At 70.7% G+C, this 13,280-nt stretch carries 10 protein-coding genes; all 10 read left to right on the top strand.

Annotation, left to right across the window (positions count from 1 at the left end; all coding sequences use genetic code 11):
- Nucleotides 1-4 precede the first annotated feature (4 nt).
- The 10 genes from ACFPZJ_RS24665 (at nt 5) to pgeF (ending at nt 13,278) form a co-directional block, all read left to right on the top strand.
- Nucleotides 5-1,966: a peptidoglycan D,D-transpeptidase FtsI family protein gene (locus ACFPZJ_RS24665; RefSeq protein ID WP_381025531.1), complete on the top strand. Its 1,962-nt coding sequence runs from the start codon at nt 5-7 to the stop codon at nt 1,964-1,966.
- 208 nt (nt 1,967-2,174) lie between these two features.
- Nucleotides 2,175-3,695 carry a UDP-N-acetylmuramoyl-L-alanyl-D-glutamate--2,6-diaminopimelate ligase gene (locus ACFPZJ_RS24660; RefSeq protein WP_381025528.1) on the top strand — a complete coding sequence of 507 codons (1,521 nt, stop codon included), beginning with the start codon at nt 2,175-2,177 and terminating at the stop codon, nt 3,693-3,695.
- Nucleotides 3,696-3,723: 28 nt separating this feature from the next.
- Nucleotides 3,724-5,130: a UDP-N-acetylmuramoyl-tripeptide--D-alanyl-D-alanine ligase gene (locus tag ACFPZJ_RS24655; RefSeq protein ID WP_381025525.1), complete on the top strand. Its 1,407-nt coding sequence runs from the start codon at nt 3,724-3,726 to the stop codon at nt 5,128-5,130.
- Complete coding sequence (gene mraY, locus ACFPZJ_RS24650; protein WP_381025784.1) at nt 5,130-6,221, top strand: phospho-N-acetylmuramoyl-pentapeptide-transferase; 1,092 nt, start codon at nt 5,130-5,132, stop codon at nt 6,219-6,221. The genes ACFPZJ_RS24655 and mraY overlap by 1 nt, the downstream gene beginning before the upstream one ends.
- Complete coding sequence (murD, locus tag ACFPZJ_RS24645; protein WP_381025522.1) at nt 6,203-7,645, top strand: UDP-N-acetylmuramoyl-L-alanine--D-glutamate ligase; 1,443 nt, start codon at nt 6,203-6,205, stop codon at nt 7,643-7,645. The genes mraY and murD overlap by 19 nt, the downstream gene beginning before the upstream one ends.
- Before the next feature lie 125 nt (nt 7,646-7,770).
- Nucleotides 7,771-9,135 carry a putative lipid II flippase FtsW gene (ftsW, locus tag ACFPZJ_RS24640; protein ID WP_381025520.1) on the top strand — a complete coding sequence of 455 codons (1,365 nt, stop codon included), beginning with the start codon at nt 7,771-7,773 and terminating at the stop codon, nt 9,133-9,135.
- A 6-nt stretch (nt 9,136-9,141) separates the two neighbouring features.
- The gene (murG, locus tag ACFPZJ_RS24635; RefSeq protein ID WP_381025518.1) at nt 9,142-10,239 is read left to right on the top strand and encodes an undecaprenyldiphospho-muramoylpentapeptide beta-N-acetylglucosaminyltransferase; all 1,098 of its coding nucleotides are present in this window, start codon (nt 9,142-9,144) and stop codon (nt 10,237-10,239) included.
- Between the two features lie 25 nt (nt 10,240-10,264).
- Nucleotides 10,265-11,053 carry a cell division protein FtsQ/DivIB gene (locus tag ACFPZJ_RS24630; RefSeq protein ID WP_381025515.1) on the top strand — a complete coding sequence of 263 codons (789 nt, stop codon included), beginning with the start codon at nt 10,265-10,267 and terminating at the stop codon, nt 11,051-11,053.
- Nucleotides 11,054-11,342: 289 nt separating this feature from the next.
- Nucleotides 11,343-12,536 (top strand): cell division protein FtsZ, encoded by a 1,194-nt coding sequence (gene ftsZ / locus ACFPZJ_RS24625; protein ID WP_381025512.1) that lies wholly within the window; start codon nt 11,343-11,345, stop codon nt 12,534-12,536.
- A gap of 10 nt (nt 12,537-12,546) precedes the next feature.
- A complete protein-coding gene (pgeF, locus tag ACFPZJ_RS24620; RefSeq protein WP_381025509.1) occupies nt 12,547-13,278 on the top strand; it encodes a peptidoglycan editing factor PgeF in 732 nt (243 codons plus the stop codon).
- The last annotated feature ends 2 nt before the right edge of the window (nt 13,279-13,280 follow it).

Genomic DNA, 13,280 nt, shown 5'->3' with positions numbered 1-13,280 from the left:
GGAAGTGTCCGACAGGGAACCGCCGCGCCGCCGTGTGCCCGGCCCCGCCCGGCCCGCCCGCTCCGGCGGCGGGCGCCGTCCCGGCCCCGGAGCCCGCCCGGCCCGCCGTCCCGGCCCGCCCCGCCCGGCGCCCCCACGTCTCATCCGGCTGGGCAACCCCCGCCCCCGGCTGCGCCTGGTCGGCGTCGCCTTCACCCTGGTCCTGATCGCCTTCGTCGTGCGGCTCTTCCAGGTGCAGGCCGTCGACGCGAGCACGTACGCGGCCAAGGCCGAGCGGAACCGGTACGTCGGCCAGGTGCTGGCCGCCGAGCGCGGCGAGATCACCGACCGCAACGGCATCGCCCTGGCGACCAGCGAGGACGCCTACGACATCACCGCCGACCCCACGATGTTCGCCCCGGACGAGCTGAAGATCGCGGACGGCCCCGAGCAGGCGGCGGCCCTGCTCGCGCCCATCCTCGGCCAGGAGCAGGAGACCCTCGTCAGGAAGCTGCGGCCGAAGAACAAGAACCTGCGCTACGTCAAGCTCGCCGGACGTCAGACGCCGCAGGTCTGGAAGCAGATCAAGGACCTCAAGAGCGCGCTCGCCACCAAGGCGGACCAGGACAAGTCCGCCGTCAACGTCCTCGCGGGCGTCTTCTCCGTCCCCACCAGCAAGCGCGTGTACCCCAACGGCGACCTCGCCGCCGGGATACTGGGCTGGGTCAACGGCGAGGACAAGGCCGGCGGCGGGGTCGAACTCCAGCTGAACAAGCAGTTGGCGGGCAAGGACGGCAAGATCCGCTACGCCCAGTCCGGGGGCCGGCTGGTGCCGACCGCGGGCGGCTCCACCGAGACGCCCGCCGTGCCCGGCAGCGACGTAGAACTGACCATCGACCGCGACATCCAGTGGGCCGCGCAGAACGCCATCACCGAGCAGGTGAAGAAGTCCAAGGCGGACCGCGGCTACGTCATCGTCCAGGACACCCGCACCGGCCAGATCCTCGCCATGGCCAACTCGCCCGGCTTCGACCCGAACGACCTGTCCGACGCCCAGCCGGAAGCGCTCGGCAACGCCGCCCTCCAGGACGCCTACGAGCCCGGCTCCACCGCCAAGGTCATGTCGATGGCGGCCGTCCTGGAGGAGAACGCCGCCACGCCGATGACGCACGTGGTCGTCCCCAACCGGCTGCACCGCGGCGACCGGCTCTTCAAGGACGACGTCGACCACCCGACGTGGTACCTCACGCTCAACGGCGTGCTCGCCAAGTCCAGCAACATCGGCACCATCCTGGCCACCGGCCAGCTCGGCAAGACCCAGCGGCAGGCCAACAAGGTCCTGTACGACTACCTGCGCCGGTTCGGCCTCGGCAGTTACACCGGGCTCGGCTTCCCCGGCGAGACCAAGGGCATCCTCGCCCCGCCGGACCAGTGGTCGACCTCGCAGCAGTACACGATTCCTTTCGGCCAGGGCGTGTCCATCAACGCCATGCAGGCGGCGTCCGTCTACTCGACGATCGCCAACGGCGGCGTACGCGTCGAACCCACGCTGGTGCGCGGCACAAAGGGCCCCGACGGGCGCTTCACTCCCGCCCCGAAACCCAAGAAGACCAGGGTGATCAGCGAGAAGACGGCGACGACCCTCGCCCGGATGCTGGAGTCGGTGGTGGACGACGAGGAGGGCACCGGCACCAAGGCGCGTATCCCCGGCTACCGCGTGGCGGGCAAGACGGGTACGGCCAATCGCGTGGATCCGGCCACCGGCAAGTACCACGGCTACACGTCCTCGTTCGCCGGTTTCGCGCCCGCCGACAAGCCCCGCGTCACCGTCTACTGCGCCATCCAGAACGCCACCGAGGGCAGCTACTTCGGCGGCCAGATCTGCGGACCGATCTACAAGCAGGTCATGGAGTTCGCCCTGAAGACCCTCCAGGTCCCGCCGACCGGCGCCGCGCCCGCGAGGCTGCCCGTCACGTTCAAGCCCTGACGCACGCCCTGACCCGGGCCGTGCCGCACGCCCCGATCAGCCCCGAGCACCTCCGAGCAACCAGGACCGCCCCGTGACAACGATCACCCCCGATCCCGGGAACCAGCACACCCCCCGCCCCTCACTTCGCTCCCAGGCGGGTACGCCCGGTACGCTCACCGCCGTGCCACACGCTGATCAGTCCCAAACCACCCAGAAGGGTCATCCCGTGACATATTCGGGACCGCCCCGGCCGGCGCGCGTCTCCGCCACACCCCTCGCGGAACTCGCCGGTCAGCTGGGTACCGAGCAGCCGGAGCGCGCCGCCGAGATCACGGGCATCACCCATGACTCGCGCGCCGTCCGCCCCGGCGACCTGTACGCCGCGCTGCCCGGCGCCCGCGCGCACGGCGCGGACTTCGTCACCCAGGCCGCCGGCTTGGGCGCGGTCGCCGTGCTCACCGACCCGACGGGCGCCGAGCGCGCCGCGGCGACCGGCCTGCCGGTCCTGGTCGTCGACGACCCGCGCGGGCGGATGGGCGAGCTGGCGGCCACGATCTACGGCCACCCCGGCCGCGACCTGCTCCAGATCGGCATCACCGGTACCTCCGGCAAGACCACCACTGCCTACCTCGTCGAGGGCGGGCTCAGGACCGCGAAGTCGACCGGCCTGATCGGCACGGTGGAGATGCGCATCGGCGACGAACGCATCAAGTCCGAGCGCACCACCCCCGAAGCCACCGACCTGCAGGCGCTGTTCGCCGTCATGCGCGAACGCGGCGTCGAGGCGGTCGCCATGGAGGTCTCCAGCCACGCCCTAGTCCTCGGTCGCGTCGACGGCTGCGTCTTCGACATCGGCGTCTTCACCAACCTCAGCCCGGAACACATGGAGTTCCACTCCGACATGGAGGACTACTTCCGGGCCAAGGCGCAGCTGTTCACACCGCAGCGCAGCCGACTCGGCGTGGTCAACGTCGACGACGAGTACGGCCGCCGCCTCGCCAAGGAGGCCGGTGTCCCGGTCGTCACCTACTCCGCCGAGGGCCACCCCGACGCCGACTGGCGTGCCGAGGACGTCGCGGTGGGCCGTCTGGACTCGACGTTCACCGTCATCGGCCCCCAGGGCGAGCGGGTCAGCGCCAAGTCCCCGCTGCCGGGCCCGTTCAACGTGGCCAACACCCTCGCCGCGATCGTCGCCCTCGCCGCCGCCGGCCTCGACCCGCAGGCCGCCGCCGACGGTGTGGCCGCCGTACCGGGCGTGCCGGGCCGTCTGGAGCGCGTGGACGCCGGGCAGCCGTATCTCGCGGTCGTCGACTACGCCCACAAGACGGACGCCGTCGAGTCGGTGCTCAGGGCGCTCCGCAAGGTCACCGAGGGCAGGCTGCACGTCGTCCTCGGCTGCGGCGGCGACCGGGACCGGACCAAGCGCGCGCCGATGGGCGCCGCCGTGGCCCGGCTCGCCGACACGGCCGTACTGACCTCCGACAACCCCCGCTCCGAGGACCCGCTCGCGATCCTGGCCACCATGCTCCAGGGCGCCGCGTCCGTGCCCGCGCACCAGCGTGGCGAGGTGCAGGTCTTCGAGGACCGGGCCGCCGCGATCGCCGCCGCCGTCGCCCGCGCGCAGCCCGGCGACACCGTGCTGGTCGCGGGCAAGGGCCACGAGCAGGGCCAGGACATCGCCGGGGTGGTCCGTCCCTTCGACGACCGCCAGGTGCTTCGCGAAGCAATCCAGAAGACCCAGGGATGAAAATCCAGAAGACCCAGGGGATGAACTTGTGATCGCCCTCTCCCTCGCCGAGATCGCAGCAGTCGTCGGCGGGCAGACGCACGACATACCGGATCCGTCGGTCCAGGTGACCGGACCGGTCGTCCGGGACTCCCGCGAGGTGGGGCCCGGCAGCCTCTTCGCCGCCTTCGTCGGCGAGCGCGTGGACGGCCACGACTTCGCGCAGGCGGTCGTGGACGCGGGCGCGGTCGCCGTGCTCGGCTCCCGCCCGGTCGGCGTTCCCGCGATCGTCGTCGAGGACGTCCAGGCGGCCCTCGGCGCCCTCGCCCGGCACGTCGTCCAGCGCCTCGGCGCCACCCTCGTGGCCCTCACCGGCTCGGCGGGCAAGACCAGCACCAAGGACCTCATCGCGCAGGTCCTCCGGCGCAAGGCGCCGACGGTGTTCACGCCCGGCTCGCTCAACAACGAGATCGGGCTGCCGCTCACCGCGCTCAGCGCCACGGAGGAAACTCGTTTCCTCGTCCTGGAGATGGGCGCCCGCGGCATCGGCCACATCCGGTACCTCACCAGCCTGACGCCCCCGAGGATCGGGCTCGTCCTGAACGTCGGCAGCGCCCACATCGGCGAGTTCGGCGGCCGCGAGCAGATCGCCCAGGCCAAGGGCGAACTCGTGGAGGCGCTCCCGGAAGACGGCACCGCGATCCTCAACGCGGACGACCCGTTCGTCAGGGCCATGGCCTCCCGTACGAAGGCGAAGGTGCTTCTTTTCGGAGAGTCCGGCGAAGCGGACGTTCGCGCCGAGAACGTGCGACTCACGGACACCGGACAGCCCTCGTTCAGGCTTCACACACCCTCCGGTGCAAGCGATGTGACCATGCGCCTGTACGGTGAGCACCACGTGTCGAACGCGCTCGCCGCGGCCGCCGTCGCCCACGAGCTGGGCATGTCCGCAGACGAGATCGCCGTCGCGCTCTCCGAAGCGGGCTCCCTCTCCCGCTGGCGGATGGAGGTCACCGAGCGCCCGGACGGCGTGACGGTCGTCAACGACGCCTACAACGCGAACCCCGAGTCCATGAAGGCCGCTCTGCGCGCGCTGGCGGCGATGGGCAAGGGGCGTCGCACATGGGCGGTGCTCGGCAAGATGGCCGAGCTCGGGGACGAGGCGCTCGCCGAGCACGACGCGGTCGGACGGCTCGCCGTCCGGCTCAACGTCAGCAAGCTCGTCGCGGTCGGCGGCAGGGAAGCCGCCTGGCTGCAACTGGGCGCATATAACGAGGGTTCGTGGGGTGAGGAGTCGGTGCACGTGTCCGACGCACAGGCGGCGATCGACCTGTTGCGCAGCGAGTTGCGCCCGGGGGACGTCGTACTCGTGAAGGCGTCCCGTTCGGTCGGACTCGAGAGCGTTGCCCAGGCGCTGCTCGAGACCGGTGCCGAGGGTGAGGTTGCCGCCCGATGATGAAGCAGATCCTGTTCGCAGGAGTCATTGGCCTCTTCCTGACGCTGGTCGGCACCCCGCTGCTGATCAAGCTGCTCGCGCGCAAGGGCTACGGCCAGTACATCCGCGACGACGGCCCGCGTGAGCACGCCAGCAAGCGCGGTACGCCGACCATGGGCGGCATCGCCTTCATCCTGGCGACGATCGCGGCGTACTTCCTGGCCAAGGTGATCACCAGCGCCCTGGACGAGGAGGCCGACGCGGCCCCGACCTACTCGGGTCTGCTGGTCCTCGGCCTGATGGCGGGCATGGGTCTGGTCGGCTTCCTCGACGACTACATCAAGATCGTCAAGCGGCGTTCGCTGGGTCTGCGGGCCAAGGCGAAGATGGCCGGCCAGCTGATCGTCGGTATCGCCTTCGCGGTGCTTTCGCTGCAGTTCGCGGACGCCCGCGGCAACACACCGGCCTCCACCAAGCTGTCGTTCATCACGGACTTCGGCTGGACCATCGGCCCGGTGCTGTTCGTCGTCTGGGCGCTGTTCATGATCCTCGCGATGTCGAACGGCGTGAACCTCACCGACGGTCTGGACGGTCTGGCCACCGGTGCCTCCGTGCTCGTCTTCGGCGCCTACACCTTCATCGGCGTCTGGCAGTTCCAGGAGTCGTGCGCCAACGCCAACGACCTGACCAACCCCAACGCTTGCTACGAGGTGCGCGACCCGCTCGACCTCGCGGTCGTCTCCGCCGCGCTGATGGGCGCCTGCCTGGGCTTCCTGTGGTGGAACACCTCACCGGCCAAGATCTTCATGGGCGACACCGGTTCGCTGGCGCTCGGCGGTGTGCTCGCGGGTCTGGCGATCTGCTCCCGCACCGAGCTGCTGCTCGCCATCCTCGGCGGTCTGTTCGTCCTGATCACCATGTCGGTGGTGATCCAGGTGGGCTCCTTCCGCCTGACCGGCAAGCGCGTCTTCCGGATGGCGCCACTCCAGCACCACTTCGAACTCAAGGGCTGGTCCGAGGTCCTTGTGGTGGTCCGCTTCTGGATCATCCAGGGCATCTGTGTGATTGTCGGACTGGGCCTCTTCTACGCGGGATGGGCAGCGGACAAGTGACCTCCTCGGTGTCTTCGGAACGTCCTGAGTTCCAGGGCAAGCGCATCACCGTCGCCGGGCTCGGCGTCTCCGGCGTCCCGGCGGCCAAGGTGCTGCACGGCCTCGGCGCGCACGTCACGGTCGTCAATGACGGCGACGACGAGCGCGCCCGGGCCCAGGCGGCCGAACTGGAGGCCCTCGGCGTCACCGTCCGCCTCGGCGACGGCGACACCCTGCCCGAAGGCACCGAGCTGATCGTCACCGCGCCCGGCTGGAAGCCCGACAAGCCGCTGTTCACGGCCGCGGAGAAGGCGGGCGTGCCCGTCTGGGGCGACGTCGAGCTGGCCTGGCGCCTGCGCGGCCCGGACGCCGCCCCCTGGCTGGCCGTCACCGGCACCAACGGCAAGACCACCACCGTGCAGATGCTGGCCTCGATCCTGAAGGCGGCCGGACTGCGCACCGCCGCCGTCGGTAACATCGGCGTCTCGCTCCTGGACGCGGTCCTCGGCGACGAGCGGTACGACGTCCTGGCCGTGGAGCTGTCCAGCTACCAGCTCCACTGGGCACCCTCCCTGCGCGCCCACTCGGCCGCCGTGCTCAACCTCGCCCCCGACCACCTCGACTGGCACGGCTCCATGGAGGCGTACGCACGGGACAAGGGCCGCATCTACGAGGGCAACCGGGTCGCCTGCGTCTACAACGTCGCCGACAAGGCCACCGAGGACCTGGTCCGCGAGGCCGACGTCGAGGAGGGCTGCCGGGCCGTCGGCTTCACGCTCGGCACGCCGGCGCCCTCCCAACTCGGCGTCGTCGAGGGCATCCTGGTCGACCGCGCCTTCGTCGAGAACCGGCAGAAGAACGCCCAGGAGCTCGCCGAGGTTTCCGACGTCAACCCGCCGGCCCCGCACAACATCGCCAACGCCCTTGCCGCGGCGGCCCTCGCCCGCGCCTTCGGCGTGCCCGCCGCGGCCGTACGGGACGGTCTGCGGGCCTTCCGCCCCGACGCCCACCGGATCGCGCACGTGGCGGACGTGGAGGGAGTGGCGTACGTCGACGACTCCAAGGCGACCAACACGCACGCCGCGGAAGCCTCCTTGGCAGCGTACGAGTCGATCGTGTGGATCGCGGGCGGACTCGCGAAGGGCGCCACCTTCGACGAGCTCGTCGCCAAGTCGGCGAAGCGCCTTCGCGGGGCCGTGCTGATCGGCGCGGACCGTGCCCTGATCCGCGAAGCCCTCGCGCGACACGCGCCGGAAGTACCCGTCGTCGACCTCGACCGGACCGACACTGGGGCGATGCTCCAGGCAGTCCAGGAGGCGAAGCGGCTCGCGCAGCCCGGTGACACGGTGCTGCTGGCCCCGGCCTGCGCCTCGATGGACATGTTCGCCAACTACAACAAGCGCGGTGACGCGTTCGCGGAGGCGGTTCGCGAACTCGGCGCCTGACCCGGCCGCTCGCGCCGGGCGACCTTGGGAGGGACCCGTGGGACCCTTGAGGCCGACGTACCCGGTGAGGCCGACGTGCCCGGCGGCGGCGTTTTCGCTGACACCGACGAGCCACGGAGACGCCGATGCCCGGTAGCCGTACCGGTCGGCCGCCCGTGCAGCGGGCCGCACGCAGGCCCGCCGCGCCCCGGCCCGCGCGCGAGAACCCCGTCCTCGGCTTCCACACGCGCGTGCGCAGGGCCTGGGACCGCCCGCTGACCGCCTACTACCTGATCCTCGGCGGCAGCCTGCTGATCACCGTGCTCGGACTGGTGATGGTCTACTCGGCCTCCCAGATCACCGCGCTGCAGATGTCGCTGCCCGGGTCGTACTTCTTCCGCAAGCAGCTGCTCGCCGCCGTGATCGGCGCCGTGCTGCTGTACGCGGCCTCCCGGATGCCGGTGAAGCTGCACCGCGCGCTGGCCTACCCGATCCTGGCGGGCGCCGTCTTCCTGATGATCCTGGTGCAGATCCCGGGGATAGGGATGGCGGTCAACGGCAACCAGAACTGGATCTCGCTAGGCGGCTCCTTCCAGATCCAGCCCAGCGAGTTCGGCAAGCTGGCGCTCGTGCTGTGGGGCGCCGACCTGCTCGCCCGCAAACAGGACAAGAAGCTGCTGACGCAGTGGAAGCACATGCTGGTGCCGCTCGTGCCGGCGGGCTTCATGCTGCTCGGGCTGATCATGATCGGCGGCGACATGGGAACCGCGATCATCCTCACCGCGATCCTGTTCGGCCTGCTCTGGCTCGCCGGCGCCCCCACGCGGCTGTTCGTCGGCGTGCTGTCGATCGCCGCGCTGGTCGGCGCGGTCCTGATCACGTCCAGCTCGAACCGCATGGCCCGCCTGCAGTGCCTCGGCGCCACCGAACCCCAGTCCGGACCGGTCGACTGCTGGCAGGCCGTGCACGGCATCTACGCGCTCGCCTCGGGCGGAGTCTTCGGCTCCGGGCTCGGTGCGAGTGTGGAGAAATGGGGCCAACTCCCCGAAGCCCACACCGACTTCATCTTCGCCGTCACCGGTGAGGAACTGGGCCTGGCGGGGACGCTGTCAGTGCTCGCCCTCTTCGCGGCTCTAGGCTATGCGGGTATCCGCGTGGCCGGACGCACGGAGGACCCCTTCGTGAGGTATGCCGCGGGAGGCGTGACCACCTGGATCACGGCCCAGGCCGTGATCAACATGGGTGCGGTGCTCGGCCTGCTGCCGATCGCCGGCGTCCCCCTCCCGCTGTTCTCCTACGGGGGATCCGCCCTGCTGCCGACCATGTTCGCCATCGGGCTGCTGATCGCCTTCGCGCGCGAGGAGCCCGCTGCGCGGGCGGCGCTTGCGATGCGGCAACCCCGCTTTGGTAGAAAGCGGGGGGCCGGAGGCTCAGCGTTTAATCGGAGCCCTCGGAGATGGAACACGATGCGACGGCGCGCCTCGGCGGCGCGCTCGTCCGGAGAGCGGTGAATTTCGGTGCATGTCGTACTCGCCGGCGGAGGAACCGCGGGCCACATCGAGCCCGCGCTCGCCCTCGCGGACGCCCTGCGCAGGCAGGATCCGACCGTGGGCATCACGGCCCTGGGCACGGAGCGCGGCCTGGAGACACGTCTCGTACCCGAGCGTGGGTACGAACTCGCGCTGATCCCCGCGGTCCCGCTGCCACGCAAGCCCACCCCCGAGCTGATCACCGTCCCGGGCCGGCTGCGCGGCACCATCAAGGCGACCGAGCAGATCCTGGAGCGCACCAAGGCGGACGTCGTGGTCGGTTTCGGCGGCTACGTGGCCCTGCCCGGCTACCTCGCGGCCAAGCGCCTCGGCGTGCCGATCGTCATCCACGAGGCGAACGCCCGCCCGGGCCTGGCCAACAAGATCGGCTCGCGCTACGCCAGCCAGGTCGCCGTCTCCACTCCCGACAGCAAGCTGCGAGGCGCCCGCTACATCGGCATCCCGCTGCGCCGCTCCATCGCCACCCTGGACCGGGCCGCGGTGCGGCCCGAGGCCCGCGCGGCGTTCGGCCTCGACCCCAACCTGCCGACCCTCCTGGTCTCCGGCGGCTCGCAGGGCGCCCGCCGCCTCAACGAGGTCGTCCAGGCGGTCGCCCCCTACCTCCAGCAGGCCGGCATCCAGATCCTGCACGCGGTCGGTCCGAAGAACGAACTGCCGCAGGTCCACCAGATGCCTGGGATGCCCCCCTACATCCCGGTAAGTTACCTGGACCGGATGGACCTCGCGTACGCCGCGGCCGACATGATGCTCTGCCGCGCGGGCGCGATGACCGTCGCCGAGCTCTCCGCCGTCGGACTCCCGGCCGCCTACGTCCCGCTGCCCATCGGCAACGGCGAGCAGCGGCTGAACGCCCAGCCGGTGGTCAAGGCCGGCGGCGGTCTGCTGGTCGACGACGCGGACCTCACCCCGGAGTGGGTGCAGCAGAACGTCCTGCCCGTGCTCGCCGACCCGCACCGGCTGTACGAGATGTCCCGCGCCGCCGCCGAGTTCGGCCGCCGGGACGCCGACGACCTCCTCGTCGGCATGGTGTACGAGGCGATCGCCGCCAGTCGTGCACACCGCTAGGCACGTATGACGGAAGGCAGGCAGCGTGGCCGGATCGACGACCGCGGAGCGCGGTGAACGCCAGCAGGAGTCGTCCGGCCCGCCGCCCGTACGGCGGCGGTCCCACCTCCGTACGATCTTCATCCTGGTGCTCGCCCTGGTCTTCCTCGGGATCCCGACGGTCTGGCTGCTGTACGGCTCGAGCTGGCTGCGCGCCGAGCATGTGTCGGTGTCGGGGACACGCGTGCTGACACCCGCTCAGGTCCGCGAGGCCGCCGACGTTCCCCTGGGACAGCCGTTGATTTCCGTCGACACGGGCGCGATCGAGTCACGACTGCGGCAGAAATTGCCCCGAATTGACACGGTTGACGTGACCCGTTCCTGGCCGCATGGAATCGGGCTGAAAGTGGTGGAACGTACTCCGGTTCTCATTGTCCAAAAGGGCGGAAAGTTCGTCGAAGTGGACGATGAGGGTGTCCGTTTCGCTACGGTTTCTGAGGCTCCGAAAGGCGTGCCCACCCTGAAATTGACGCTGTCGCGGTCCGGCTCCGCCGCCGCGAGCCTGCGCCGCTTCGGTGAGGCGCGGCTCGTGCGCGAGGCGGTGCGGGTCGCCCGCGCGATTCCGGCCGCGGTCGCCCGTGACACCCGGACCGTCAAGGTGCGCTCGTACGACGCCATCTCACTGGAGCTGGGCGGCGGCCGTACCGTGGACTGGGGAAGCGGCGAGAAGGGCGCGGCCAAGGCGCGTACGCTCACCGCTCTGATGAAAGCCGCGCCGGGTGCGCGGCACTTCGACGTCAGCGTCCCCACCGCGCCTGCGTCATCAGGGAGTTGACGCACATCTGCGCAGGCCAGCACCCTGGTTGGGCGGCGCTACGGCTGATCACATAGGGTGAAAAGAAAAACGGGAGGTTCGGCGTGTTCGTTGAACGGGCGCCACTTGTCGACTTAGTGTCCTGTTCAGAAGACTTCAGGGAACAGGCACACTGGTAACCCTAAACTTCAGCGTTAGGGTTCGGGTCGGCGATACGGACCGTCCCATTCGGCATCAGTCGTCGGGTCGCGGGGCGCAGCGGCGTCACGGTGATTCGGCGACACGTAACTCGAGGCGAGAGGCCTTCGACGTGGCAGCACCGCAGAACTACCTCGCAGTCATCAAAGTCATCGGTGTCGGCGGCGGTGGTGTCAATGCCATCAACCGGATGATCGAGGTCGGTCTCAAGGGCGTCGAGTTCATCGCCATCAACACCGACGCGCAAGCTCTGTTGATGAGCGACGCCGACGTCAAGCTGGACGTCGGCCGTGAACTCACCCGCGGACTCGGCGCCGGAGCCAACCCGGCCGTCGGCCGCAAGGCCGCCGAGGACCACCGCGAGGAGATCGAGGAGGTCCTCAAGGGGGCCGACATGGTCTTCGTGACAGCCGGTGAAGGCGGCGGCACCGGCACCGGCGGCGCGCCCGTCGTGGCCAACATCGCACGCTCCCTCGGCGCCCTCACCATCGGCGTGGTGACGCGCCCGTTCACCTTCGAGGGACGGCGCCGCGCGAACCAGGCCGAGGACGGCATCGCCGAGCTCCGCGAAGAGGTCGACACCCTCATCGTCATCCCGAACGACCGGCTGCTGTCCATCTCGGACCGCCAGGTCTCGGTCCTCGACGCCTTCAAGTCGGCCGACCAGGTCCTGCTCTCCGGTGTCCAGGGCATCACCGACCTCATCACCACGCCCGGCCTGATCAACCTGGACTTCGCCGACGTCAAGTCGGTCATGTCCGAGGCCGGTTCGGCCCTCATGGGCATCGGCTCGGCCCGCGGCGACGACCGCGCGGTGGCCGCGGCCGAGATGGCGATCTCCTCGCCGCTGCTGGAGGCCTCCATCGACGGCGCCCGCGGCGTGCTGCTCTCCATCTCCGGCGGCTCCGACCTCGGCCTGTTCGAGATCAACGAGGCCGCCCAGCTGGTCAGCGAGGCCGCCCACCCCGAGGCCAACATCATCTTCGGCGCGGTGATCGACGACGCCCTCGGCGACGAGGTCCGGGTCACCGTGATCGCCGCCGGATTCGACGGCGGCCAGCCGCCGGCCCGCCGGGACAACGTCCTCGGCTCGTCCTCCGCCAAGCGCGAGGAGCCGGCCCCGGTACGGCAGACCGAGTCCCGCCCGTCCTTCGGCTCGCTCGGCAGCGTTACCCCCAAGGAGGACCCGGAGCCCGCGCCGGAACCGGTGAACGACATCCCGGTCGCCCCGCCGGTCACCCCCGCGCCGCGCACCTACTCGGACAGCGCGGCCGAGGAGCTGGACGTACCGGACTTCCTCAAGTGATGCTCCTGACGTGATAGGACAGCGCGAGAACGTGAGCGGCGCGCACTTCGCCTTCACCGACCGGTGGGGCGGGGTGAGCGCCGCTCCGTATGAGGAGCTCAATCTCGGCGGCGCGGTCGGCGACGACCCCGGTGCCGTGCGGACCAACCGGGAGCTGGCCGCCAAGTCGCTCGGTCTCGACGCGGGCCGGGTGGTCTGGATGAACCAGGTGCACGGAGCGGATGTGGCCGTGGTCGACGGTCCCTGGGGATCGTCGTCGCCGATCCCGTCGGTCGACGCGATCGTCACCGCCCGGCGCGGGCTCGCCCTCGCCGTGCTCACCGCCGACTGCGTGCCCGTGCTGCTCGCCGACCCCGTCGCGGGGGTCGTCGCCGCGGCGCACGCGGGCCGGCCTGGCATGATCGCCGGTGTCGTCCCGGCGGCGCTACGCGCGATGATGGAACTGGGTGCCGATCCGTCCCGGATCGCCGCCCGCACCGGACCGGCCGTGTGCGGCCGGTGCTACGAGGTGCCGGAGACGATGCGCGCCGAGGTGGCCGCCGTGGAGCCGGCGGCGTACGCCGAGACCAGCTGGGGCACTCCGGCGGTCGATGTGCGCGCCGGTGTGCACGCGCAGCTCGACCGGTTCGGGGTGCGCGACCGGGCGCAGTCGCCGGTGTGCACGCTGGAGTCGGGCGATCACTTCTCGTACCGCCGCGACCGCACCACCGGGCGGCTCGCCGGCTATGTCTGGCTGGACTGATG

Origin of the sequence: Streptomyces bullii (assembly GCF_042657145.1) — a bacterium.
Lineage (GTDB): Bacteria > Actinomycetota > Actinomycetes > Streptomycetales > Streptomycetaceae > Streptomyces > Streptomyces bullii.
Note: the sequence above shows the minus strand (reverse complement) of the source record. Positions and strands in the feature narration are given on the sequence as shown.